Below are 24777 nucleotides of genomic sequence, written 5' to 3'. Positions count from 1 at the left end.
GGGTTACTTCACCACGTAGTTGTTGGCTTCGGCTTCACCCGACCATTTGCGCAACGCCGCGATGAATTCCGGGCACACGTTGCCGTCCACGCTGGTGCTGGTAATGATGCTGTTTTCCATGCGCATCAGCACAGTGCATTCATACACGCGGGTGCGGTTTTGATAGTGTCCCGTGCTGTTGGTTTGAAAAACAGGCGTGGCGGCGGAGGTGTTGGTGGCCGGGATCATCCCTACTACTTGCTGGCTGGTCCCCGTGGTGACCCATTCGGTGTAGGGCGCGGCCTGGTAGTCGGACCATTCCAGTTCCATCGTGTTGCCCACGGCGCGTTTTTTAGACGGCTCGCCCAGGGCGGCGATGGCGTCATTGATGGACCGGCCCTCCATGTTCTTGGCCACGTTCACGCTGGGCGAGAACGACAGGCCCGACTTGAACACATTGCCCAGGGACGGCAAGCCCGAGCTACCGCCGTCAGGCATGGGCGCGCAGCCCGACAAGCCCAGGGCGGCGGCAATCAGGGTGGCCGGCAACAGCAGCGTTTTGCGGCGGGTCGAACAATGCAAGGGCGACGTCATGGTGGGCGGTCGGTGTTCCGTGGCAAAGGGTCCGGTCGGCCTGTGATGCCGGCGGGGAGTCGGGGGATAACGCAGTCTGATTGTTTCTCTTCGTGACAGGCGGCCGGTTGATGCGGGCAGGGCATCAAGCCGACGACGCCGTGCCAAGCATCGATACACGTAAGAAAAGTCCGACATTTTTACCGGAAAACGGGGCCAGCGATCTCATCACGGTATGTGAAATTTGTTACTCAATATGCCTGGAAGGCGGCAAATCAGGGGGACGGAGCCCGCGCGCTTCTTGCTAACATCGTCCCCGCTTCGCTTCCGCATTCCTCTCTTTCATTGACCATGACGATGATGCCTGCCCGCTTTCACCCCCTGATCCGCGCTGCATTCGCCGCTATCGCCTTGCTGGCCGGTTTGGCTGCAAGCCCCGCGTATGCCGACAAGCAGTTTGGCGGCGTCGCCACCGATGGCAATCACGACAAAACGTACTGGACCATGCCCGAGGCGTCGCAAAAAGACGCCGAGGCCTCGTCGCTGGCCGAGTGCCGGCGCCAGGGCGGCAAGGACTGCAAGAAGTTGAACTGGTTTTCGGACAGCTGCCTGGCCTATGCGCGCAACTCGCGCCAGGACCTGTTTCCGGGCAACAGCGTGTCGTCCGAACTGGCCGCCAAGAAAGCCATGCGCCGCTGCACGGCAGGCAGCCCCGACGGCAAGTGCCGCCTGGTGTCGCTGCCGTATTGCGTGGGCCCCGGCTACAGCGCCGCCGACCTGCAAGGCGCCAAGCGCGCCAAGCCCGCCGATGTGGAAGCGTTGTCGGCCAAGGTCAATGACCGCCAATACTGGGGCGCCGTGGCCGAAGGCGCCGACGGCGGCCTGGTCTATTCGGACGGCTACCCGAAAGAAGACGACGCGGTCTCGACGCTGCTCAAGTGGGAAGAATGCAAGGACTGCCGCAAGGTGCTGACCTATAAGGACACCTGCGTCGGCATGGCCTGGGTGAAGGGCAGCGAAGGGCGTGGCACGCGCTTCACGGCGCTGAACCCCGACCCCGTTGCCGCGCGCGAGCAAGCGCGCAAGGAGTGCTCGGCCAAGACCGGCGCGCCGGCCTGCGTGGCAATGCTGCGCTGCTCGGGACGCGCCTACATCGACGGCTACCCGGGCGAAGACGTGAAGCCGAAGTAAGCAGGCGGGCCCGAGTCAGACATCACTTATCCAGCCACGGCGCTTCCTTCCACAGCTTCTGGAATTCCGCCTCGCCGTTCGTCAATTCGCCGGCATAGTCGGCGGGCGGCAGGTAGCGCAAGGGGGCGAACATTTCTTTCGCCTTGGCCTGGAACGCCGGATCATCGACCGTGCGCTTGACGGCGTCCGTCAGCTTCTCGCGCACCTCGGGCGGCAAGCCCTTGGGCGCCGCCAGGCCGCGCAGCGACGCCAGTTCAAAGTCATAGCCCTGTTCCTTGAAAGTCGGCACGTCGGGCAGCGCGGCGGATCGCGTCTTGCCCATCTGCCCCAGGAACCGCAGCGGCGTGCCGCCTTTCTGGTACTGCAAGGCCTCGCCCACGTTGATGGCGCCGATCGTGATTTCGCCACTGGCCAACGCGCCACGCACTTCACCCGCGCCCTTGTACGGAATGTGGCTTAGCTTCGTGCCCGACGCTCGCTCAAAGCGCAGCATGGCCAGGTGGTCGTCGGACCCCGTGCCCGTCGTGCCCACGGTGACCTTGCCCGGGTTTTTCTTGGCGTAGGCCAACAGGTCCGCCAACGTTTTCAGCTCGTTATCGTTGCGCACGGTAAAGGCGCCCGGATCATCGATCAAATTGCCCAACAGGTCATAGCTCTGCCACGTGAAGCCGGACTTGCGTTCGATGGGGATGGTCAGCAGGTTCGGCGTGTTGATAAAGCCGATGGTGTAGCCGTCCGGTTGCGCGCGGGCAAGTTCGGTAAAGCCGATGGCGCCGCCCGCGCCGGGGCGGTTGAGCACCACGATGCGCGCATCGTTGCCCAGGTACTTTTGAAGGAACGGCGCCATCATGCGCGCCACCAGGTCCGTGCCGCCGCCGGGGCCGTACGACACGATCAGATTGATGGGGTGTTCGGGGTAGCCGGCCGCTTGTGCGCCGGCCGAGTACAAGGTGGCGCCGGACAGCAGGGCGATGGACGCCGCCAGCGCGCGCAAGGTGCGGCGCTTGTTGTGGGGATATTGCATGGTGTCTCCTCTTGGGGTGGGTCGGCGGCTTGATGCCGCACTGTGTTTTTCAACGCCGCGCACGGTGTTTTTTCATATGCCGCGCACGGCGGGGTGCTACGACTGCAAGGCGGCAATCCGCGCGGCCGCTACCGGCCACACCTCGGGGTTGACCAGTTGCGGCGGACGCTCGCCGCGCAGCATGGCCGTCAATTGCTGCGCGGAAGACCGCGCCACATTGCGACGGGCCTCGTGCGTGACGCCCGCGGTATGAAAGGTGGCAACCACGTTCGGCAGCGCCAGCAGCGGCGCATCGCGCGGGGGCGGCTCTTGCTGCCAGACGTCCAGGCCCGCGCCGCGCAGGTGGCCGCCCCGCAGCGCGTCGTACAGCGCGGCCTCGTCGTGGATGCCGCCGCGCGCGGTGGATACGAACACTGCCTCCGGCTTCATGGCGGCAAAGGCGCGGGCATCGATCATGCCGCGCGTCGACGCGTCCAGCGGGCAGTGCAGCGACACGACGTCGGCCTGGGCCAGCAGGTCGGGCAAGGACACCGGTTCCGCGCCGCGTGCACGGATGGTGTCGGCGTCCAGCAGCGGATCATGCGCAATGACGCGCATGCCGAATCCTTGCGCAATGCGTGCCACCCGCGAGCCGATCTGGCCGATACCCACCAGCCCGATCACCGTGCCGTGAATTTCGTGGCCCATCAGATCCTCGCGTGAGAATCCGGTGTCGTGGCGCAGGCGTTGGTGCGATTCGACCACGCGGCGCTGCACGGCCAGCAGCAGCGCATAGGTATGCTCGGCCACCGAAGCGGCGTTGCCGCCCGCCTGGTTCACCACGGCAATGCCCGCTGCCGTGCAGGCGGGCACGTCCACGGTGTCGTAGCCGGCGCCGCCGGACGACACGCAAACCAGATCAGGGCATTGGGCAATCAGCTCCGCGTTGACGAACCATTGGCGCGGCAGTTCGTCCTTGGCGGCCGACACATGGTAGGCGTGGGCCGTGCGCAGGCTCGCCAGCGTGCGGGCGTCATCGCCGTGCGCGGGCAGCACCGATAAGGCTATGCCGGGTTCGGCGCCGACGATCTCGTCGAAGATCGGGTTCAGCCACAGGTCAAGGCGACACAGGCGTTTGGGGAAGTCTTGCGAGGGGGTACCGATATGCGGCATTGCACCTGGTCTCCGGTGGGCGGTCATCGTTTGAGGCGACTCTACGCGTGCGGACACCGGAGATAAAGCGAATAATTTTCTGATTCGTGCGCGACTTTTTCGAAACAGTGGTGTCGCGGTGTGGCTGTGCCACAAGGCCGCGCTACAGCATCCCGGCGGGCGCGCCGAAGTCCAGCGCGTCCTGGGCCAGCGCACGCAGGTTGGCCAGCATGGGCCGTGTGTCGTCGCGCCGCCATTGGAAGGTATAGGGCAGGGGGCGTAGAGGCGGCAGGCCGGGCAGCGCGTACAGGTCGCCGCGTTGGATCATGATGCGCGCCCATGCCGTGGGCAGAAAGCCCAGGCCCAGCCCCTGTCGCAGCATCCCCGCGATGGCGCCCCAGCTGTTGCAGCACTGGGTGCGGCCGGGCGAGATGCCTTGCTCGGTCAGCCAGTCGTCCAGCATGCGGATCACGCCGGAGCTTTGCGGCTGCGTAATCAGCGTCAGCCCGGGCAGGTCGGCCACGGTCAGCGCGGTGGGGTCCGGCACCGCGCGGGGGGCGGCCACCCACTCGAACGACGCGCTGCCGATCAGGTGCGAGGCAATCGACGCGCGCGAAGACGGCCCCGCGATTACGGCGAAATCCAGGTCGCCTTCTTCCAGGCCGCGTTCAACCAGTTCACCCACGCCCACATAGGGCTCGACCAGCAGGTTGGGATGTGCGCGCTGGATGTCGTCGATCAAGCGGGGCATCCACGTCATCGACGTCAGCTCGCCCGCGCCAAAGCGGCAGCGGCCGGAATAGGTCAGGTTGTTGCTGGCCTGCTGCATGAACTGGTCGGCGTTGCGCAGCAGGTCCTTGGCATGGGGAACCAGCTGTTCGCCCAAGGCCGTCAAGGTGGCGCTGCGGGCGCTGCGGCTGAACAGATCGGCGCCGATGGACGCTTCCAGTTCACCAATGCGCTTGGACAAAGACGACACCGAGATATTGAGCCGGTTGGCGGCAATGGCAAAGTTCTTGCAGGTGGCGGCCCAGTAAAAGGCTTCGAGTTGCTTGAGGGTCATGGCGGGGCTGGGGCAGGATCAGGTCGGCTTAAGGGCGAAGAAAAGTGTAATAAGCAATATCGATAAAGTCACTTTATTCAAACAAGCGCTGCGCCTATAGTCGTGCGCCATCGCCCAAACCATAGCGCGACGGCCGCTCCCGCAAGAGGCCCGCCGCCGCCAGGAGACCGCCATGCCCGACCCATTGCGCCATCTGCTCTGCTTGCATGATTTCCAGGCAGCCGCAAAGAAGCGCCTGCCTGAACCGATCTACGCCTATGTGTCGGGCGCGGTGGAAGACGGGCAGTCCGAGCGCGGCAACCGGCAGGCCTTTGCGCACTACGGTTTCCGGCCCAAGGTGCTGGTGGACGTCTCGCAACGCTCCACACGCGCCACCGTGCTGGGCCGCGACTACGCCGCGCCCGTCGGTGTGGCGCCCATGGGCATCGCGGCCTTGTCCAGTTATCGCGGCGACATCGTGCTGGCGCGCGCCGCCGCTGCCGCCGACGTACCGTGCATCATGAGCGGGTCGTCGCTGATCCGCTTGGAAGAAGTGATGCAGGCCGCGCCGGGCACCTGGTTCCAGGCATACCTGCCGGGCGATGACGCGCAGATCAGCGCCTTGGTCGATCGCGTTGCCGCCGCCGGCGTCACCACGCTGGTGCTGACCGTGGACACCCCCGTTGCCGCCAATCGCGAGAACAACGTACGCGCCGGCTTCTCCACGCCGTTGCGGCCCAGCGTGGGGCTGGCGTGGCAGGGGCTGACGCATCCGCGCTGGCTGTTCGGCACGTTTCTTCGCACGTTGTGGCGTCATGGCATGCCGCATTTTGAAAACAACTACGCCACGCGCGGCGCGCCGATTCTGTCGGCCAACGTGCTGCGCGATTTTTCAGATCGAGGCCATCTGAACTGGCGCCACGTGGCGGCCATCCGCCGCCGTTGGAAAGGGCGGATGGTCATCAAGGGCATCCTGCATCCCGACGACGCGGGCACCGCGAAGGCGCATGGCATGGACGGCGTGATCGTGTCCAACCATGGCGGCCGTCAGCTGGACGGCAGCGTGTCGCCGCTGTTGGCCCTGCCCGCCGTGGTGGACGCCGCAGGCGGCATGGACGTGATGCTGGACAGCGGCGTGCGGCGCGGGTCCGACGTGCTCAAAGCCATCGCGCTGGGCGCGCGCTGCGTGTTCGTGGGGCGGCCGTTCAACTACGCGGCCACCGTGGCGGGGCAGCGGGGCGTGGCGCACGCCATCGATCTGATCGTGGAAGAAGTCAGGCGCAACATGGGCATGTTGGGCGTGGTGGCATTGCGCGACGTGGTGCGCGACACGCTCGTGCGCTTGCCGCCGGGGCAAGACGGCGCGGGCGGCGACGGCGGGCCGGGCGGGGAGGGCGGCCAGTGCGGCCAGTGCGGCGACGGCGCCATGCGCACTTAGCCTAGAATGCCGGCACCCTGACTTTGCGCGGCTTCGTCCGCACTGCCGCTGTGTTCCGTTGTTCCTGCTTACTGGCGTGGCCTCGTTTGAGAATCTGGCGTCGCCGCGCGCTTGCCTGCTGTGTTGCGATGTCCGCCGTGATGGCCGCCATCGTGCCCGGCGTCGTGCAAGCGCAACCGGCCGCGGCCAACACCGACCATCTGAAAACCGTTGAGCCCATCGGCGGCGATTTCGCGCTGCAAGGCTATCCAAAATCCCACCTGCGAACGATCCTGTATCGCGGCAAGATCTACCGGCCCTTGAACGCCTATGAGTTCGTGCACGTCAAGCCGCTGGGGCCCACGCAGGGCGGCCAGCCCATGCTGCTGGCGGTGTCCAACGACTTCATGGGCGTGGGCACGATCTTGATCGCCGTGCAAAACGGCACGCCGCTGGCGCGCGTGCTCAGTCCCACGGTGGACGTGCGCGACCCGGACATGGGCCTGGCGCAGCCCGGCCGGCAAGACGTGCTGCTTTTCACGGCGGGCTCGCGTGCGCTGGTGACCTCGACCGGGCAGGTGCTGTGGTTTGAGCACAAGCGCCCGAAGGAGTACATCCATTCGATCCCGTTGTTGGTGTCGGTGTCGCCGGACAACAGGCAGGGCGCGTTGCTGTTGGATAACCAGATCCGGCTGGCGCGCTTTGACGACGGCCCCTATGCCAGCGTGCCGTTCACCAAGGACCGGCAGGCCAAAGCGTTCGCCGGTCTGTGGGAAGAGAGTTCGCAAGGGGCCAAAAAGGCCCTGGACGCCGGCCAGCGCATCGATCAACGGCGGCTATACAACAACCTGAAAGCGGCATGGATCAATCAACATTTTGCATGGCGCCAGGGCAAGGACGGCTGGCAGTTCACGGGGCTGGACCTGACGTCCGCGCCCCTGCCCGCACTGACCGCGCGGGAGCATTGACATGACGCACGTTGCAAAGCGATTGCTGCTGCAAGGCGTGGGCCTGCTTGCGGTATTGCTGTTGGCGGGATGCGCGGGCAGTGCCGCCCTCTACGAAGAGCATGTGCGCACCGAAGACGCCAACCCCAAGGATGTCGTCCTGACGCTGGACGTGACGTTTGCGCGCGCGCCCGATTTCGACCCGAAGCAAGACACCCGGGCAGGGCCGCCGCCGCACGTGGAATATTCCGGCGGCCCCAGCCTGGACGTGCCGTTCTATCAAAAGGGCATAGGCTTTGACCTGGGCGTGGTGGGCGACCCGCGCGCCTTGCTGGCCTTGCCGTATCCGTCGCCCGCCACGCGCACCACGTCGGCCAAATTGAAGATCTTTGGCGAACGGCGTAATGCCACGCTGTACCGCTTTGTCGTGCTGCCCCGCGCCGGCTGGAACAGCTACAACAGCTTCCAGGTCTCTTTCGCCATCAATGGCCGCCAAGAGGGCATGACGTTTGCCTACAGCGCCAAGGCGGTGTGCGACAGCACGTTCGACGTGACCACGCCCACCTATGGTTTCGGCATGTCGGTGTCGGCCAGATTGCCCGACGGCAAACCCGCTTGCTTGATGGCCTGCGACGCGCGGCCCGGCTACCCGGGCTATTGCGCGTTCGGCGCCGACGTGGAATCCATGTTGGTCCGTTGATGCGGGCCGGGCGGTCAGCCGCCCATGTCTTTCACCGCCCGTTCGATCAACCCTTGCAGCCAGGCCAGCGCCGCGTCCGTCGGCGCGCGCCGGCTGCTGATCATGTCGACGGCAAATGGGCCGGGGTCCACTTCCGGCGGCAAGGGCCGCAGGCTGAGGCTTTGCCCCGCCAGGCGCTGCGCCGCGCGGCGCGCCAATGTGGCGATCAAGTCCGTACCGGCCACGGCGTGGGGCAGGGCGACGATGTGTGCAAACGTGCACGCGACGCGGCGCTTGCGGCCCAGACGTGCCAGGCCGGCGTCCACCACCCCGCGCGCGGAACCATCGTCGCTGGGCACGAACAGCGCGTGCGGCAAAGCGACGTAGCGTTCCAGCGTCAGCTTGCGGCCACGCAGGCCGGGATGCTGTTTGTCGGCAATGCAGATGAAGGTTTCTTCGTATAGCCGCTTGGCGCGCATGCGCTTGGGCGGGCTCAGGTGGCCGCCGATGGCGATGTCGACGGTGCCGTTATCCAGTTGTTCGTAAATGGCGGCGCGGTCCAGGCGGGCGACGCGCAAGTCCACCGCGGGCGCTTCACGGCGCAGGCGCGCCACGATGTGCGGCACGAGCACCACGTCGGCATAGTCGCTGGCGGCCAGCGTAAAACGCCGCCCGTGCGCCGCACCCGGGTCAAACCCCACCCCTTGGGCCAGCGCGCGCCGGATCTGATCCAGCGCGCTGCTTACGGCGGGCATCAGCGCGATAGCGTGGTCCGTGGGCTGCATGCCGTCGGCGGTGCGCAGGAACAGTTCGTCGTTGAACAGGCGCCGCAACCGGCCCAGCGCGCTGCTTACCGAAGGCTGTGCGCGGTGAATGCGCTGCCCGGCCAACGTCACGTTGCGCGTATCGTACAGGGCTTCAAAAGCCACCAACAGGTTCAAGTCCACGGCAGATAGATTCATGCGGTCAATAGTACGTATAGCGGATATCGATTTCAACAATTGGCGCTGTCGCTTCTACCATGGTCCGCATGGACACACAAAGGAAGCAGGCATGGCAACCGTATTGATTACCGGCATTGAACCGTTCGATGGCGAAACGCTTAACCCCTCGTGGGAGGCCGCGCGCCGCCTGGACGGGCAGACCGTGGCGGGCGCGCACTTGGTTGCGCGCCAACTGCCCTGCGTCATCGGCAAGGTGGTGGATCGCTTGCGCCAGGCAATCGATGACGTGCAGCCGGACGTGGTGATCTGCCTGGGGCAGGCGGGCGGTCGCGTGGACGTGTCGGTCGAGCGCGTGGCGATCAACGTGATCGATGCGCGCATTCCCGACAACGAGGGCCGCCAGCCCGTCGACGAGCCCATCGTGGCGGGCGGCCCGGCGGCCTATTTTTCTACCTTGCCGATCAAGGCCATCGTCCGCGACCTGCGCGCGGCCGGCATTCCCGCTTCGGTGTCGTCCACGGCGGGCACCTACAACTGCAACACCATCTTCTACGGCCTGGCGCATCTGATCGCCACGCAGCGGCCCGCGTTGCGCGGTGGCTTCGTGCACGTGCCTTACCTGCCCGAGATGGCCACGCGCCATCCCGGCGCGCCCAGCCTGGCGCTGGACGTGCTGGTGCAGGGCGTCAAGATCATGGTGGCCACGACGCTGGCGGTGTCGCAAGACATCAAGCTGGGCGCGGGCGCGCTGCACTAACCGACGGACATCAACATGAACACAACATTGGCGAACGCCGACACCTTTGCGCTGGACGGCACGCCGTTCCAGCATCGCCGCGTGGTGGTGGACGGCTTGGGATACCACGTGGTGGAAGGGGGCACGGGGCCCGCGCTGATCTTGTTGGCGGGCTTTCCGCAAAGCTGGTACGCGTGGCGGCGCGTGATGCCGCTGCTGGCGCCGCACTTTCGCGTGTTTGCCGTTGACCTGCCTGGGCAGGGAGACTCCGACAAGCCGCTGGATGGCTACGATACGCGCACCGCCGGCGAACGCCTGCATGGCTTGTTCCACGCGATGGGCCTGACGCGCTATGCGCTGGCGGGCCACGATATCGGCGCGTGGATCGCGTACCCCTACGCCGCGCGCTATGCGCACGAGGTCGATCACGTGGTGCTGCTGGACGCGAACATTCCCGGCGTCACCCTGCCGCCTGCCATCGAGCTTGGCGCGGATAACTGGCGCAGCTGGCACTTCTTGTTCAACAGCGTTCCCGACTTGCCCGAAGCCTTGCTGGCCGGGCGCGAGCGCATCCTGATCGAATGGTTCTTCTCACGCAAGACGGCCAACAAGCCGGGCGTGTTCAGCCGTGCCGACATCGATGAATACGAACGCGTGTACCAGACCTTGGGCGGCCTGCGCGGCATGCTGGGCTACTACCGTGCTGAACCGGAAGACCGCGAGCAGAACCGCGCGCTGCGCGATACGCCGTTGACCGTGCCGGTGCTGGCGCTGGGCGGAGAACAGGGCAGCGCGCCCGGCCTGCACCAAGCGCTGCGGCCCCTGGCACGCGATCTTCAGGGCGGCGTGTTGGCCGATTGCGGCCACTATCTGCCCGAGGAACAACCGCGAGAATTGGCGCAGCGCATGTTGGCGTTCTTGACGGACAAGCGCGCCTAGCCGGGCTATTTTCACATTGCGTATCGGTATTTGTTGCGCGCCGGCGCCGCCCCTATCCTGAATTTTTGCAAACACACAGGGGCGGCAAATGAGCACACTGGAACACACGCGGCTGGACATCCGGCCGCTGTCGGTTTTTACGGGCGCCGAGATTCACGGCGTGGACCTGACGCAAGCGCTGACCGAAGACGAGGTCGAGCAGATCCGCGCGGCGCTGCTGCGCTGGAAGGTCGTTTTCTTTCGCGACCAACACATCGACCACGCCCAGCACCTGGCTTTTGCGCGGCGTTTTGGACGCCCGACGTCGGCGCATCCGTACGACGCGAATCCACCCGAAGGCTATCCCCAGATCCGCACGATTTCATCGCGGTCCACTACCGGGCGGCGCGGTGAACGCTGGCACACCGACGTAACGGGCGTGGTCAATCCGCCCGCCGCGTCCATCCTGCGGGCGGGCCGGCAAGTGCCTGCGTATGGCGGCGACACGATCTTCACCAATCTGGTGGCGGCTTACGAGCATTTATCGCCCGCGTTGCGCGCGCTGGCAGACGGCCTGTGGGCACGCCACCAGTTTGGCGGCTACAACGGCGACTTCGACAACCAGACCGTCTATGCCCAACGGGTGCAGGCGAGCCCGCTGGTGTCCGAGCACCCCGTGGTGCGCGTGTTGCCCGAGACGGGCGAGCGCGCGCTGTTCGTGAACCCCGGCTTCACGCGGCGGATCAAGGACGTCAATGAAGAGGAAAGCCGTCACCTGCTGAACCTGTTCTTTGAAGAAATCACTCGGCCCGAATACACCGCGCGCTTCCGTTGGGAGCCCGGCAGCATCGCGTTCTGGGACAACCGTGCGACGGCCCACCAGGGGCCGGGTGACTTTGCTTATCTGGACACCGAACGCGTGCTGTACCGCATCACGCTGGAGGGCGACGTGCCCGTGGGGGTGGACGGCCGGCATTCAACGGCCGTGCTGGGCAAGCCGTTCAGCGCGTTCGGCGCGGACACGGGAGCCACGGCATGAGCAGCAAACGCAAATCCGCATGGCGCTTGGGGCTGGGTCTGGCGGCGGGCGTGGTGGTGGGCGCCGGCCTGTTGAGCAATTTTGCCGGGTCGGCGCCGGTGGCCTCGGAAGACGCCAACCGCTACCCGAACCGACCCGTCAAGATTGTGGTGCCGGTTGCGGCGGGCGGCAGCGCCGACAAGCTGGCGCGCACCCTGGCGCAAAAGCTGGGCGAGAAATGGCGCCAGAGCGTCGTCGTCGAAAACCAGCCGGGCGCCAGCAGCGCCATCGGCAACGCGGCCGTGGCGCATGCTCGCGGCGATGGCTACACGCTGCTATTGGCCGGCGACGCCTTGTCGCTCAATGCCTTGCAGGCCAGCGTGCCGTACGACCCGGTCAAGGACTTGCAGGGCGTGACCAAGGCGGTGGTGAACCCCCAGCTGCTGGTGGTGCGCCCCGGCCTGGGCTTGAAGACCTTTCAGGAGTTCGTGGCGCTGGTCAAGCAACGGCCCGGCGAGATTTCGCTGGCCTTGCCTGGCGGCACGGGCAGCTTGCAGCACCTGGCGGTGGAACTCTTGAACGAGCGCATGGGCGCGAAGACGAATCAAATCCCTTACCCCGGCGGCGGCCCGGCCACGCTGGACGTCTTGGGCGGGCACGTGGACGCGATGTTGATCACCTTGGCCGCCGCCACGGAAAACGTGCGCAGCGGCAAGCTGGTGGCGCTGGCCGTGACCACGCCGACGCGCTCTGGCGCGTTGCCCGACGTGCCCACCATGCAAGAGGCGGGGCTGCCCGACTACGCGGTGGAAAGCTGGCAGGGCTTGTCCGTGCCGGCATCCACGCCGCGCGCGGTGGTCGACCGGATCAACCGCGACGTCGTGGCGGTGCTGCGCGAGCCCGATACGGCGGCCTTGCTGGAAAACCTGGGCTTCACCATCGCCGCGACGGCGCCCGAAGCGGTGGACCAGACGGTGCGCGACGACATCGCCACTTACCGCCGCATCATCGCGTCGGCGGACGTGAAGCTGAAGTAGCGCACGGCCGCGCCGTCGCCCGGACGCCGTCGCACGGATGCCGCCGCACGGACGCCGTCGCCCGGACGCCGTCGCCCGGATGCCGCCGCACGGATGCCGTCCCCGCCCGGACCTTCCGCATATTGATATCTGAAAGTCTTCTTTGTCTTGCCGGCCTGGCGCCCGCAGCATGGACGCACGTTCACATCAACCGACAAGACAACAACATGACGATACGCAAAGCAGCCTCCCACCAGGTCGTCGGCATCGCCGGCGGCTACATCAGCCTCACCCTTGCCCTGGCGTTGGCGCTTGCCGCCGGTGCGGCCCACGCCGACGCCACGCTGGACAAGATCAAGCAGCGCGGCACGGTCACCATCGGCGTGCTGGCCAACGGCGGCGTGTTCGGCTCGCTGGACCCGGCCACGCAGCAGCTGGTGGGCTGGAACCCCGAGCTGGCGCGTGAGCTTGCCAAGGGCCTGGGCGTGAAAGCCGAGCTGGTGCAGGTGCAAACCGCGACCCGCACGCAATTCCTGATTTCGGGCAAGGTGGATCTGCTGATCGCGTCGATGGAACTGAACCCGGAACGCGCCGAAATCCTGGGCTATGCGCCTACGCCGTTCTTTCGGGTGGGCGGCGCGGCGGCCACGCTGAAGACCAGCGGCATCGCCAAATGGGAAGACCTGCGCGGCAAGCCGGTGTGCGTGTCACAAGGCAGCAGCTTCGCCAAGCCCTTGTCGTCGGACTATGGCGCGGTGGTCAAGGGCTACAAGAGCTCTTCCGATTCGCTGCTGGCGCTGCGCGGCGGCCAGTGCGTGGCGGCCGTCCACGACTCCACCTTGATCCATCCGCTGCTGCGCAACAACCCGGAATGGGCCGACTACCACGCGCCCATCGCGACCGAGGTGCTGCCCGCCAATTCCGTGGTGTGGACGCGCAAGGGCGAAGCCGACACGATTGCCGCCGTCGACAAGGTGGTGCGGGACTGGCACCGCACGGGTTGGCTGATTGCCACCGAAAAGCGACTTGGCATCGAGCCCGCCCAACCCTTGTTGCAGGAACTGCACGCCAAAGCCAAGCAGGGCGGCTGAGCGCGCCTGAATACGGATCGGACATACGAAGATGAAGCATCTGGGCAAGAACAACTCGGGCAAGAACAATTCAGGCAACGCGGGTTCGGCGATGTATCCCCGTGTGCTCACCAACGGTGATGCCGGCAAACCGCTCGCGCCACGGCCACGCGCCGCCATGGCGGTCGCGCTGGTCGCGGGCTTGGCGACCTTGGGCACGGCCGGCATCGCGCACGCCGACGCCACGCTGGACAAGATCAAGCAGCGCGGCAAGCTCGTGGTGGGGGTGGACGGCGCCAGCCCGCCGTTCGGCGTGCTGGACCCGGCCACCGGCAAGGTCGGCGGGTTTCAGACGGACCTGGGCGCGGACATCGCCAAGCGCCTGGGCGTCACGCTGGAGACGGTGCCGGTCACCGCGTCCACGCGCGTGCAATTCCTGCAAGCCGGCAAGGTGGATCTGCTGATCGCCAACATCCAATGGACCCAGGAACGCAGCGAAATCCTGAGCTACGCGCCCACGCCCTACAACCTGGTGGGCGGGGCGGCCATGGTGTCCAAGAAAAGCGGCATCAAGCGCTGGGAAGACCTGAAGGGCAAGGTGGCGTGCGTGTCGCAAGGCAGCAACTTCGCCAAGCCCTTGCAGGACACCTATGGCGCGGTGGTAAAGGGCCTGCGCAATATTCCGGAATCGTTGCTGGCGTTAAAGGGCGGCAGCTGCGACGCGTCGGTGCACATCCAACCGGCGCTTTATGAAACGCTGCACGGACCCAGCGCAGCGCAATGGAACGACTTTGAACTGGCGACGCAGGATCAATTGATTCCATCGCCCACGGTGATCTGGACGCGCCGCAACGAGGCCGACACGCGCGCCTTGGTGGACGGCGTGATCCGCGACTGGTTGACCACGGGCTTGCTGGTGCAGGCGGCCGAACGCTATGGCGTACCGGCCGATTACCTGAAGCAGGCCACCGCCCGGGCGCATGCCGGCCAATTCGACAGCGCGCCGCCCGAAGCCAACGCCAAGCCGTGACGCTCTGCCAGGACGGTAAGCAGTGCCCCCAACGCTTGACGCCTCGGATCCTCCGACCGCAAAGGAAGTGACATGACCACGAACCTGTTCCCCGACGCCTTGTCGCGCCGCGCCCGCGGCGCCCAGCTGTCTCCCATTGCCGCCGCCGGCGCCCGCGCGGCGCGGTTGGCGGCCGAGGGCCGTTCCATCATCGTGCTGACCTCGGGTGAACCCGATTTCGACACGCCCGACGCCATCAAGCAGGCGGCTCGCGTCGCGCTGGAACAGGGCCAGACCAAGTACACACCCACCGCGGGCACGGCGGCGTTGCGCCGCGCCGTGGCGCAAGGCTACCGCCAGCGAGACGACGTGGACGTGGACGCCTCCAACGTCATCGTTTCCAACGGCGGCAAGCAGGTGATCTACCTGGCGCTGAACGCCACGCTGGACGAGGGCGACGAGGTGATTGTGCCGGCCCCGTACTGGCCCACGTTCCCGGACGCGGTGCGCATCAACGGCGGCCAGCCGGTGGTGGTGCCCACGCGCGCCGAACAGGGTTTCAAGCTGACGCCGCAGAGCTTGCGGCAAGCGATTACGGCGCGCACCAAATGGCTGATCCTGAATTCTCCCGGCAACCCCTCGGGCGCGGTCTATACCGCTGACGAGCTGGCCGCGCTGGCCGCCGTGCTGCGCGACGCGCCGCATGTGCTGGTGCTGTGGGACGAGATGTACGAAGCGATCTGGTTCTTGCAGCCGCCCGTGTCCCTGCTGCGCGTGGCGCCCGATCTTGCCGGCCGCACGCTGGTGGTCAACGGCGTGTCCAAGGCGTATGCCATGACAGGCTGGCGCATTGGTTGGGGCACGGGGCCCACGCCGTTGATTCATGCACTGGAAGCCGTGCAGTCGCAGGTGTCGTCCGGCGCCAGCTCGTTGGGGCAGGCGGCAGCGCTGGCTGCGTTGCAAGGGGCGGCGGACGGGTTTGTAATAAATGCCAGGCACGCGTACGCCGCGCGTGCGCAGCACGTGGTGGATGGCCTGGGTGCGGTGCCGGGCTTGCAGGTGCACGCGCCGCACGGCTCGTTCTTTGCATGGGTCGGCGTGGCGGGCCTGATTGGCGCGGTGCGGCCGGACGGGCGCCGCATCGAGCACGACGGTGACGTGGTCGACTGGCTGTTGGAGTCGGCGGGCGTGGCCGTGGTGCAGGGCAGCGCCTATGGCTTGTCGCCGTATTTGCGGCTGTCATTCGCGGCGTCCGACGCCGATATCAACGCGGCCATCGAACGTATCGGCCAGGCCGTCGCGACGTTGGCGCCGCAGGCATCGCTGGAGGCCGCCGCATGATGGAAAAGCTGTTGCAAGCGTGGGTTGATGTCTTCAAGCCGCTGGGCCTGAACTACAGCTTTGTGCAGGACCCGGGCGAGCTCTCGGCGTTCGGGCATGGCCTGTTGGTGACGCTGCAACTGTGCGCATGGACCATCCCCGTCAGCCTGTTGTTCGGCGTGCTGATCGCAGCGGGGCTGACCAGCGGCCGCCGATGGTTGGCGGCGCCCTTGCAGGCCTTCGTTGAACTCACGCGCAACACCCCCACGCTGGTGCAGTTGTATTGCGCGTTCCTGGTGTTGAACATGCTGATCACGCAGAAGCTGGGCGGCGGCAATCCCATCACGCCGTTCGCCTGGGTGGTGATCGTGGTGGCGCTGCACAAGGGCGTGTTCCATGCGGAAGCGCTGCGCGCCGGCATCCAGGCCGTGCCGTCGGTGACGATGGAGGCCGCGCGGTCGCTGGCGTTTACAAGGCGCCAGATCCTGACGCAGGTGCAACTGCCGCTGGCCGTGCGCTTTGCCTTGCCGGCGCTGGTCAACAACCTGGTGGACCTGGTGAAAATGACCGCCATCGCGTCGGCCATCGCGGTGGGTGACGTGACGTACGAATCGATCATGATCTGGTCGCATCGAGACAACGTGCTGGAACTGCTGCTGCTGATCCTGCTGTACTTCGGCTTGCTGACCTGGCTGGTCAGCGTGGCGGGCCGTCGTCTGGAAGACCGTCTGAGGATGCCCGGCTATGGCCAATGATCTTGCGTTCAAGGGCGCCGATGCCAAAGCGCCCGGCGTCGACGGGCAGCAACGCCGCCGTCGGGCCACCGCCGGGTTTCTGCCGGCGTTGTTGCCAGCATTGTTGCCCGCGTTGTTGCGCGACCCGTGGTTTTTGCTGTTGTTGGCCCTGGTCGCGCTGGGCTTGACCTGGGCCGTCACCGGCACCACGCCCGAAGCCGTGGCGGCCTTATGGCACTGGTCGCCCGCCTTGCTGCGTGGGCTGGCGATGAACATCCAGATCAGTCTGCTGGCGATGGCGCTGGGCACGCTGGTGGGGCTGGTGATCGGCGCGCTGTCGCTGTCGCCCTCATGGCTGTTGCGCCGGGCCACGCGCGCTTACGTTCTGCTTTTTCGCAATGCGCCGATTCTGGTGCTGGTGTATTTCACCACCTACGTGTTTCCGTTCGAACTGAACCTGGGCGGCTGGTATGTGCCGTTCCCCGATTGGATCAAGGTGGTGATCGGCCTGGGGCTGCCCGCCAGCGCCAATGTGGCCGAGATCTTCCGGGGCGCCATCCAGTCGATACCCAGCGCGCAGTGGGAAGCGGCGCAGTCGCTGGCGTTCAGGCGTACTCAGATTTTCCGCATGGTGGTATTGCCGCAGTGCGTGCGGCGCATGTTGCCGTCGTGGATGAACCTGATGGCCAGCATCACGATGAGCACGTCGCTGGCGTCCTTGGTAGGCGTGCACGACCTGGTGGATACCGCCACCGTCGCCAGCAACACGGTGGCGCGCAGCGACTTCACCATTCTTGTCTATTTCACGCTATTGGCGCTGTTTTTCGCCTATTGCTATCCCATCGCGCGTTGGACGCGGTACCTGGAACGACGCCATGAACATCATTGAACTGAATCCGCTGGTCAGCCTGCGCGACGTGCACTTGGCGTTTGGCGATACCGAAGTGCTGCGCGGCATCGACCTTGAAGTCAAGCAAGGGCAGGCGGTGTCGATCATCGGCCCGTCTGGGTCGGGCAAGTCCACCATCCTGCGCTGCATCACCGGCCTGTTGCGTGCGCAACGCGGCGCGATCCAGGTGGGTGGCGTGCGCGTGGACGGGCTGAAAACAGAAGCCGACTTCATCGCCTTGAGAAAGCGCGTGGGCTTCGTGTTCCAGCAATACAACCTGTTCCCGCACCTTAGCGTGCTGGAAAACCTGGTGATCTCACCCGTGAAGGTGGCCGGGCTGCCGCGCGTGCAGGCCGAGGCCCGCGCGCGTGAACTGCTGGCCAAGGTGCGCATGGAACACAAGGAAGGCGCGTATCCCGGCGAACTCTCGGGCGGCCAGCAACAGCGTGTGGCCATCGCGCGCGCGCTGGCGCTGCAACCTGAGTTGATTTTGTTCGACGAGGTGACCTCGGCGCTGGACCCCGAAATGGTCGGCGAAGTGCTGACCGTGATTCGCGATCTGGTCCAGGACGGCATGACCTGCGTGCTGGTCACCCATGAAATGCGCTTTGCGCAAGAGGTGAGCGACACCGTGTACTTCACCGAAGCGGGCCGCATCGTGGAATCCGGCCCGCCGTCGCGCCTCTTCGGCGCGCCTGACAGCGACCGTACCCGCGCCTTCTTGCAGCGTTCGCTGGGCGCCTCGCCCGCCCGCCGGTCCACGTCGGATCCGATCGCGAACGCGATGTCTTTCGACCCGCTGCGCCTGGCGGTGTAACCCACAAGGAATCTGATCATGACTTTCCCATCCGCAATGTCGGTAGGCCACCAAGAGGTGCGCGCATGAGCCTGGATCACGCCCACGTCCAAACCCGGCTGGTACACGCCGGCTCTCCCGCATTGACGCAGGGAGCGGGCCCGGTCAACGTGCCGGTCGTGCGCACCAGCACCGTGCGTTTTGCCGACACCGCCACGCAGGCCGCGCTTAACCAGCAACGCGCGGCGGGTGACCGCGTTGCCACGTACGGGCGCCACGGCCTGGACACGCACCAGGCGCTGGAAGAGGCGGTGGCCTTGCTGGAAGGCGGCTATCGAACGGTGCTGGCGCCGTCCGGCCTGGCCGCGATCACGTTGGTGCTGCTGGCGACGCTTGCGCCGGGCGATCACGCGCTGGTGGCCGATAGCGTGTATTCGCCGGTGCGCAAGGTCGACAAGTCCTTGCTTGCGCGCTATGGCATCGAAGTGGAATATTTTTCACCGGGGCAAGATGCGCTGGAACCGTTGATCCGGCCCAGCACGCGGCTGTTGTATCTGGAGTCGCCCAGCTCGCTGCTGTTCGAGGTGCTGGACTTGCCCGCGCTGGCAGCCACCGCGCGCCGTCATGGCCTGTGGGTGGCGGCCGACAACACCTGGAGCGGCGGCCTGTACTACCAGCCCTTGGCGCTGGGCGCGCACATCTCCATCCAGGCCGCCACCAAATACCTGGCCGGCCATTCGGATGTGATGATGGGCGTGGTCACTGTGGACAGCGCCGAACTGGCGCAACGGATTGGCGCGACTTACGACGCGCTGGGCTTGTCGGTGGGCGCGGACGACGCCTATCTGACGCTGCGTGGGCTGCGCACGCTGGACGTGCGCCTGGCGCGCCATCAAGTCAACGCGCTGGCCGTGGCGCAATACCTGGCCGCGCACCCGGACGTGTCGCGCGTGTTTCATCCGGCCTTGCCCGAAGACCCTGGCCACGCGTTGTGGCGGCGAGACTTCAGCGGTGCAAGCGGCTTGGTGTCTTTTGCCTTCGATCACCCGGACCCGACGGCGGCATCGCGCTTCATCGACGCGTTGCAGTACTTTTCGATCGGCGCGTCCTGGGGCGGTTATGAAAGCCTGGCGCTGGAAGCCGCGCCGCAACGGCTGGCGGAACATAGCCTGTGGAAGCAGGTGTCCGGGCAGCAATCCGTGGTGCGGCTGCACATCGGTCTGGAGAATCCGCAAGATTTGATCGGCGACCTGGAACGTGCGTTCAGCAGCACGCGCGAGGCGTTGCGACGCAGCGCCTGAGGCGGGTTCCAGACATCAGCGCAACGATAAAAAACAGCTGCGCGTATTTGCTAATAAGCGGCGCGCTTTAAGGTTTCTGGCTATGTAGAAGCAATTACAACCTCTTTGTCCGGTTGTGCCTTCGGGTACTAAGATTTGCCCTGTTCCATGGCTGGCAGCAGGGCATGACTTCACTTCTTTCGATCGATTCGGTACAGCTTCCATTCCTGTCGCGCCGGCTTCACGCCGTGCGCGAGTTCTATCACCGCGTCATCGGCCTGGACGAGATGCCCGCGCGGGATGGCCAGCGCCTGCTTTTCTCTTTGGGCGACGCGACGCTGTCGCTATCTCCGGTCCAGGAGCTGAGCAGCGGCGTCAAGCCCGACTACCTGGCGCTGAAGACGCGCGCCTACGACGAGATCCTGGCGCGTCTGCGTCAGGCCGGGCATTTTCCGGTCTGTTCCAAGCCCGACGCATCGCCGCGCGTGATGTACGTAAAAGACCCGTCCGGCAATCAACTGGCCTTCCTGGGCTGAGGGCGCGCGATGAACTTTCAGCAATTGCGTTCCGTGCGCGAAGCCGTGCGCCAGGACTTCAACCTGACCGACGTCTCGGAAAGCCTGCATACCTCGCAACCCGGTGTCAGCCGGCAGATTCGCGAGCTTGAAGAGGAAGTGGGCGTCGACATTTTTGTGCGCTCGGGCAAGCGGCTGATCGGCCTGACGCCGCCCGGCGCGCTGATCTTGCCCTTGGTCGAACAAATCCTGCAATGCGCGGACAACATCCGGCATGCAGGCGCCGAATACGCCGATAGCCGGCAGGGCGTGCTGTCGATCGCGGCCACGCATTCGCAGGCGCGCTACGCCTTGCCGCCGGTCATCAAGGAATTTCGCCAGCGCTATCCGGACGTGGTGCTGCACCTGCATCAAGGCTCACCCAAGCAGGTGTCTGAAATGCTGCTGGAAGGCGAGGCCGACATCGGCGTGGCAACCGAAGCCGTCGCCAACTATCCGGGGCTGGTCAACCTGCCGTGCTACCGCTGGAGCCACAGCATCATCGTGCCGCGCGGCCATCCGCTGGAAGGCCGGCACGACGGCATCAGCCTGTCGCAGTTGTCCCGCTATCCCATCATCACCTATGGCCAGGGCTACACCGGCCGCGCCCACATCGACGAAGCGTTTGCCCGGGCCGGCCTGACCCCGGACATCGTCATGACGGCCATGGACGCCGACGTGATCAAGACCTACGTAGAGCTGGAACTAGGCGTAGGCATCGTGGCCGCCGTGGCCTGGGACCCCGAACGCGACACGCGGCTATGCGCCATCGACGCCCGCCACCTGTTCGAAATCAACCTGACCCGCCTGGCCATCCGCCGCGGCGCCTGGCTGCGCGGCTACGCCTTCCACTTCATCGAGATGTTCGTCCCAACCCTGACGCGGGAAGTGGTGGAACGGGAGCTGAAGGGAGAGGGCTGAGGGGCTGTGCGGCTGGCGTTTCGGTGAAAGCGGCTGAGCGTGCAGGGTCGATGCAGCGCCATGCGGCGCGGGCGTTGTCAACGCGTGGGTTCGTGCGGCGCGGCCCCGGGTGTCCGGCCTCGAATTTCAGGCGTGGGCCAATCACTGTCGTCATCGAACCGGCCAAGCCAACGCTGCGTGTCGGAGCGATTGAAACGCTCATTCGGATCGCCATCCCATTCGCCCGAGCCCACCAGGTCCAGCAGGGGATGGCGGATACGGCGAAGCAAACGGTTGGCCAACACGGGAAGCTCGGGCACGCCGTTTTCGACGGGGTAGAGTTCCGGTTGCGGGCCAAGTTCGATCCACTGGCCGCAGTGCAACGTGTCGATGCGGACGCGGGGGTCGGCAAGGTGCGCGGCAACGTCGTCGCGCGATATCCCAAGCTTTTCGCGCCAGATGTCGGACAGGAAAAAGCCCCAGGTGGGGGGGCGGATGCCGGAGGGTAGATCTGGGCTGAACATCATGCCGAAGGGATAATCCGTATCCAGGCCGTAAAAATGGTTGGCCAACGCGCGGTCCCAAGTGGCCACTTCGGCGCGCATGCCGAATTCCAACGGGTTGCCCATTGCAAACCCACTGTAGACCTGTGCCGGCTTCAGAAGCTCGATCGTCTCAATCACAAATCTCCGCCAGATATCTCGGTTATCCAGCCACCATTGCCAACGGTAATAGAACTGAATAGAGGAATAACATTGGTGACGCTCACCAAGCGTCGGCTCTCGCCACAGATAAGCCGAGTGCGTCGGCGAGCTTTTGTAGTTCTTTTCGTCGGTGAACTTGACCGCGAACGCTTGATCGAGCGGGGTTTTTCTGGCCCATTCGCGCAGGTCGCCCAGACGTTTAGAGCCGTAGGGGTGCGGGCGCTCGGAGTCCGGATGGGTGGCGATCAGATACGGGTGACCCAGGGCGTTTTCAAATGATCTGTGGACGTCGATCATGTCCAGAGTCGCCGCAAGATAGTGCTCTGGATCGTAGGTGAAATAGAACGTTAGATATGGCGTTGACGCGAGTTCGAAATCGCCGTGGTCCACTGCGGTATTAGGCCATCGTTTCAGGTCGGCGATCATGCCGGAAATGTCGTCTTGGTTTATCAGACTATCGCTGGCGCTCATCTGCCTCTCCTTGGTTTTCCCTGTTGATCCGACTTGGCATTCGCGACGGACCGGTATCCGGTGCAATCCTCGGGAACCCGTAGCAGGGCGACCTTGGATTTGTCTTCGTTCATGAGTCGTACGTAAGCGCCCATTTGCCTGTCCCTGACCCAGTCATCGGGAAACTTGATTTCCACAGCGGCAAATACGTTGCCGACTTCAAAGGGCTGCTGCCTATATTCGACAATGACGAGGTCGGGCGCCAAGCTTCCCCTCGGCCGTGGCCAGAATGGAAAAAACTCGCTAATGCGCTTTGGACGCGTGCATGGAGTGCCGAGATAGGCGGCGTTGGATTTTCCGTCATAGTTCGGCTCCGCCTTCAACGGGCTTTGCCATGCCAGCAAATCGTCCACGACTTCAAACACCAGCGACGCGGTCGTTTGCTTCAACGCCACATCAATCGTGGTTTCGATGATCTCTCCGGGAATTTTCTTGCGTATTCGGCGCGGTACGGTCAGCGGAGATTTCAGCGCCCACTGGCATACCGTGCTGATCACCGGCCGAAACGGAATTTTTCGCTCGATATATTGTCGGTACGTGACGTTCTCGCTGCGTCCGCGCGATACCGTGCTGTTGCCACCCGTGCGCACGAACGTCGAACTCTTGATGTCGATTTCATCCTTCATCCCCTGAATCACGTCTTTAAAGATCGATTGCACTTCCTTTTTCCGCTGACCGATCTGCGCCAGGGTGTCGGCGGCTTCAATAGCGGTTTGAGCGGTCTCGTAGGCGGCATAGGCGCGATAAGCGCGGTAGCCCCAGATGAGAGCGGCGGCGACAGGGGCGGCCATTGGGTTCTCCTGATGTGGGGACGCGATCAATACCCTGGGGGTGTCCCGATGATTGAGTTGCGGGTCGGCCAATCGCTGCCGTCATCGAACCGGGCTAGCCAACGCCGGGTGTCGCGGCTATCGAAGTGCTTGCCGGGTTCTACGTCCCGAGGGCAGAAGCCGAGCAGATCCAGTTGCGGATGGCGGATCTTGCGCAGCAGGCGGTTGAGGACAGCGGGCAGCCTGGGCACACCCTGTTGAACGGGATAGAGCTCCGGCCGCGGTCCCAGTTCGATCCATAGTCCGCAATCCAAGGGCTCGATACGGATAAGCGGGTCGGCAAGCTGGGCCGCCACTTCGTCGCGGGAGGTGCCGAGCTTCTCGCGCCAAATGTCAGACAGAAAGAAGCCCCAAGTGGGCGGGCGTATGCCGGACGGCAGTTCGGCTGCGCGCATCATGCCTGGCGGGTGGTCGATGTCCAGGCCGTAGAAATGCGGTGCAAGCGCCCGATTCAGGATGGCCGCTTGTGAGCGCATGCCAGGTCCCAAAGGGTTCGCGACGGCAAAGCCGCTATAGACCTGCGCGGGCGTCAGATACGCGATGCTCTCCAGCACAAACTGCCGCCACTCGTGCTGGTGGTCCAGCCACCATTGCCAACAAAAGTAAAACTGTAGCGATGAGTAATACGGCGCTTTCCCCGCGATGGCGGGTTCGCGGCGCAAATATGCAGAATGCCCGGGTGAAGTCTGGTGGTTGTCCTGGTCCGTGAGGTTCACCGTGAACACTTGGTCAACCGGGCAACGGCGTGCCCACTCGTGCAGTTCCTCCAAGCGAATCGAGCCATATCTAAGCAGCCGCTCGGAACGGGGATGGGTAGCTATCGTGTAAGGGTGTCCTAGAAGTCGCGCGAACGCATCTTGGACGTCGAGCATATCCAAGGTGGTCCGCAAGCTCTGGTCGGGCAAGTAATGAAGGTAGAAGGTGAGAAAGAAGCGAGGCCAAAGGGGAAATGAACCGTTATCAATGGCGATACCAGGCCACGGCTTCAACGCATCAACCCTGCACGTCAGATCGTTATCGTTGAGCAAAGGAGGGCGTGTATTCATTTTTCGCTCCTGCGTGAATGTTGGGCCTGGGTGCTTGATGCGTGCGCCGGCCCGTGTCGATGACTACGCCGGGAATCTGTCGGCGTGTTCGCTGTCAACATGGGAAGCAGTCGCCGATGGGTTTGCGGATGCGGCGGGATCTCGAAGCATCGCTCGATCGGCGGTTCCGTTGTGGTTCGGTTCCGACTTCAATGGGCTTTTCCACGACAACAAGTTATCGGTAGCGTCGATAGATGGGCGGTATAGGCGATATAGGCGGAATATCCGGGATAGGCGGGATAGGCGGGATAGGCGCGATATTCGGGATAGGCGGGATACAGCGGTAGCCCCAGACGAGGGCGGCTGCGGCGGCGGGGGCGGCCATGGCTTGTCTCCTAGCGTAAGAAAGAAACCAGTGCCCAGGTCACGTCCTGCCCGTTCACTTGTGGCATTGGGGTTTGATAAGCGAAAGTTTTTGGACCCGTAGGGTGTTCTTCGCAGGTCCACGTGCCGGGATAGGGGCATGGCTGCCCAGAGCGCA

25 protein-coding genes are annotated in these 24777 nt (G+C 65.0%); 17 read left to right on the top strand and 8 right to left on the bottom strand.

Annotation, left to right across the window (positions count from 1 at the left end; translation table 11 throughout):
* Nucleotides 1-3: 3 nt before the first annotated feature.
* The gene (locus tag YH64_RS28205; RefSeq protein WP_046807940.1) at nucleotides 4-573 is read right to left on the bottom strand and encodes a hypothetical protein; all 570 of its coding nucleotides are present in this window, start codon (nucleotides 571-573) and stop codon (nucleotides 4-6) included.
* Nucleotides 574-903: 330 nt separating this feature from the next.
* Here YH64_RS28205 and YH64_RS28200 point away from each other — a divergent pair, with 330 nt between their 5' ends.
* Nucleotides 904-1743 (top strand): DUF4189 domain-containing protein, encoded by an 840-nt coding sequence (locus tag YH64_RS28200; RefSeq protein WP_255444815.1) that lies wholly within the window; start codon nucleotides 904-906, stop codon nucleotides 1741-1743.
* Between the two features lie 22 nt (nucleotides 1744-1765).
* On the opposite strand, the gene YH64_RS28195 is transcribed toward YH64_RS28200, so the two are convergent.
* The 3 genes from YH64_RS28195 to YH64_RS28185 form a co-directional block, all read right to left on the bottom strand.
* Nucleotides 1766-2767 (bottom strand): tripartite tricarboxylate transporter substrate binding protein, encoded by a 1002-nt coding sequence (locus tag YH64_RS28195; protein WP_046807942.1) that lies wholly within the window; start codon nucleotides 2765-2767, stop codon nucleotides 1766-1768.
* A gap of 96 nt (nucleotides 2768-2863) precedes the next feature.
* Complete coding sequence (locus YH64_RS28190; RefSeq protein WP_046807943.1) at nucleotides 2864-3919, bottom strand: hydroxyacid dehydrogenase; 1056 nt, start codon at nucleotides 3917-3919, stop codon at nucleotides 2864-2866.
* 142 nt (nucleotides 3920-4061) lie between these two features.
* Nucleotides 4062-4961 (bottom strand): LysR family transcriptional regulator, encoded by a 900-nt coding sequence (locus YH64_RS28185; protein WP_046807944.1) that lies wholly within the window; start codon nucleotides 4959-4961, stop codon nucleotides 4062-4064.
* Between the two features lie 172 nt (nucleotides 4962-5133).
* On the opposite strand from YH64_RS28185, the gene YH64_RS28180 reads away from it, so the two are divergent.
* The 3 genes from YH64_RS28180 (at nucleotide 5134) to YH64_RS28170 (ending at nucleotide 8004) form a co-directional block, all read left to right on the top strand.
* Nucleotides 5134-6378, top strand: a complete 1245-nt coding sequence (locus tag YH64_RS28180) for an alpha-hydroxy acid oxidase (protein WP_255444814.1) — start codon at nucleotides 5134-5136, stop codon at nucleotides 6376-6378.
* A gap of 128 nt (nucleotides 6379-6506) precedes the next feature.
* Entirely contained in the window at nucleotides 6507-7325 is an 819-nt protein-coding gene (locus tag YH64_RS28175) for a hypothetical protein (protein WP_255444813.1), read from the top strand.
* Nucleotide 7326: 1 nt separating this feature from the next.
* Nucleotides 7327-8004: a hypothetical protein gene (locus YH64_RS28170; RefSeq protein WP_046807688.1), complete on the top strand. Its 678-nt coding sequence runs from the start codon at nucleotides 7327-7329 to the stop codon at nucleotides 8002-8004.
* 14 nt (nucleotides 8005-8018) lie between these two features.
* Here YH64_RS28170 and YH64_RS28165 read toward each other — a convergent pair whose 3' ends face one another.
* The gene (locus tag YH64_RS28165; protein ID WP_046807689.1) at nucleotides 8019-8945 is read right to left on the bottom strand and encodes a LysR family transcriptional regulator; all 927 of its coding nucleotides are present in this window, start codon (nucleotides 8943-8945) and stop codon (nucleotides 8019-8021) included.
* A 91-nt stretch (nucleotides 8946-9036) separates the two neighbouring features.
* Here YH64_RS28165 and pcp point away from each other — a divergent pair, with 91 nt between their 5' ends.
* The 13 genes from pcp (at nucleotide 9037) to YH64_RS28100 (ending at nucleotide 21188) form a co-directional block, all read left to right on the top strand.
* Nucleotides 9037-9684, top strand: a complete 648-nt coding sequence (pcp, locus tag YH64_RS28160) for a pyroglutamyl-peptidase I (RefSeq protein ID WP_046807690.1) — start codon at nucleotides 9037-9039, stop codon at nucleotides 9682-9684.
* Nucleotides 9685-9699: 15 nt separating this feature from the next.
* On the top strand, nucleotides 9700-10602 hold the full coding sequence (locus YH64_RS28155; protein WP_046807691.1) for an alpha/beta fold hydrolase: 903 nt from the start codon (nucleotides 9700-9702) through the stop codon (nucleotides 10600-10602).
* 88 nt (nucleotides 10603-10690) lie between these two features.
* Nucleotides 10691-11620, top strand: a complete 930-nt coding sequence (locus YH64_RS28150; protein ID WP_046807692.1) for a TauD/TfdA family dioxygenase — start codon at nucleotides 10691-10693, stop codon at nucleotides 11618-11620.
* Nucleotides 11617-12636, top strand: coding sequence for a tripartite tricarboxylate transporter substrate binding protein (locus YH64_RS28145; RefSeq protein WP_143215585.1), 1020 nt, complete (start codon nucleotides 11617-11619; stop codon nucleotides 12634-12636). The genes YH64_RS28150 and YH64_RS28145 overlap by 4 nt, the downstream gene beginning before the upstream one ends.
* A gap of 206 nt (nucleotides 12637-12842) precedes the next feature.
* The gene (locus tag YH64_RS28140) at nucleotides 12843-13706 is read left to right on the top strand and encodes a transporter substrate-binding domain-containing protein (RefSeq protein WP_046807693.1); all 864 of its coding nucleotides are present in this window, start codon (nucleotides 12843-12845) and stop codon (nucleotides 13704-13706) included.
* 157 nt (nucleotides 13707-13863) lie between these two features.
* A complete protein-coding gene (locus YH64_RS28135; RefSeq protein WP_046807708.1) occupies nucleotides 13864-14715 on the top strand; it encodes a transporter substrate-binding domain-containing protein in 852 nt (283 codons plus the stop codon).
* A 72-nt stretch (nucleotides 14716-14787) separates the two neighbouring features.
* Nucleotides 14788-16035, top strand: coding sequence for an aminotransferase class I/II-fold pyridoxal phosphate-dependent enzyme (locus YH64_RS28130; RefSeq protein WP_046807694.1), 1248 nt, complete (start codon nucleotides 14788-14790; stop codon nucleotides 16033-16035).
* Nucleotides 16032-16769 carry an amino acid ABC transporter permease gene (locus YH64_RS28125; RefSeq protein ID WP_046807695.1) on the top strand — a complete coding sequence of 246 codons (738 nt, stop codon included), beginning with the start codon at nucleotides 16032-16034 and terminating at the stop codon, nucleotides 16767-16769. Before YH64_RS28130 ends, YH64_RS28125 begins: the two co-directional genes overlap by 4 nt.
* Entirely contained in the window at nucleotides 16759-17637 is an 879-nt protein-coding gene (locus YH64_RS28120; protein ID WP_143215584.1) for an amino acid ABC transporter permease, read from the top strand. The genes YH64_RS28125 and YH64_RS28120 overlap by 11 nt, the downstream gene beginning before the upstream one ends.
* Nucleotides 17624-18454, top strand: coding sequence for an amino acid ABC transporter ATP-binding protein (locus tag YH64_RS28115; protein WP_046807696.1), 831 nt, complete (start codon nucleotides 17624-17626; stop codon nucleotides 18452-18454). The genes YH64_RS28120 and YH64_RS28115 overlap by 14 nt, the downstream gene beginning before the upstream one ends.
* A gap of 65 nt (nucleotides 18455-18519) precedes the next feature.
* The gene (metC, locus tag YH64_RS28110; RefSeq protein ID WP_143215583.1) at nucleotides 18520-19734 is read left to right on the top strand and encodes a cystathionine beta-lyase; all 1215 of its coding nucleotides are present in this window, start codon (nucleotides 18520-18522) and stop codon (nucleotides 19732-19734) included.
* Between the two features lie 164 nt (nucleotides 19735-19898).
* On the top strand, nucleotides 19899-20249 hold the full coding sequence (locus YH64_RS28105; RefSeq protein ID WP_046807698.1) for a VOC family protein: 351 nt from the start codon (nucleotides 19899-19901) through the stop codon (nucleotides 20247-20249).
* A gap of 9 nt (nucleotides 20250-20258) precedes the next feature.
* Nucleotides 20259-21188, top strand: a complete 930-nt coding sequence (locus YH64_RS28100) for a CysB family HTH-type transcriptional regulator (RefSeq protein ID WP_046807699.1) — start codon at nucleotides 20259-20261, stop codon at nucleotides 21186-21188.
* A 77-nt stretch (nucleotides 21189-21265) separates the two neighbouring features.
* On the opposite strand, the gene YH64_RS28095 is transcribed toward YH64_RS28100, so the two are convergent.
* From YH64_RS28095 to YH64_RS28085, 3 genes are read right to left on the bottom strand one after another with little or no spacing between them, the layout of a single operon-like run.
* Nucleotides 21266-22342 carry a type VI immunity family protein gene (locus YH64_RS28095; protein ID WP_052946142.1) on the bottom strand — a complete coding sequence of 359 codons (1077 nt, stop codon included), beginning with the start codon at nucleotides 22340-22342 and terminating at the stop codon, nucleotides 21266-21268.
* Nucleotides 22339-23172 (bottom strand): VRR-NUC domain-containing protein, encoded by an 834-nt coding sequence (locus YH64_RS28090; protein ID WP_046807700.1) that lies wholly within the window; start codon nucleotides 23170-23172, stop codon nucleotides 22339-22341. Before YH64_RS28090 ends, YH64_RS28095 begins: the two co-directional genes overlap by 4 nt.
* Nucleotides 23173-23198: 26 nt before the next feature.
* Complete coding sequence (locus YH64_RS28085) at nucleotides 23199-24257, bottom strand: type VI immunity family protein (protein WP_052946143.1); 1059 nt, start codon at nucleotides 24255-24257, stop codon at nucleotides 23199-23201.
* Nucleotides 24258-24777: the final 520 nt, after the last annotated feature.

The sequence above is a fragment of the Achromobacter sp. LC458 genome (assembly GCF_001005835.2).
GTDB lineage: Bacteria > Pseudomonadota > Gammaproteobacteria > Burkholderiales > Burkholderiaceae_B > Achromobacter > Achromobacter spanius_B.
Note: the sequence above shows the minus strand (reverse complement) of the source record. Positions and strands in the feature narration are given on the sequence as shown.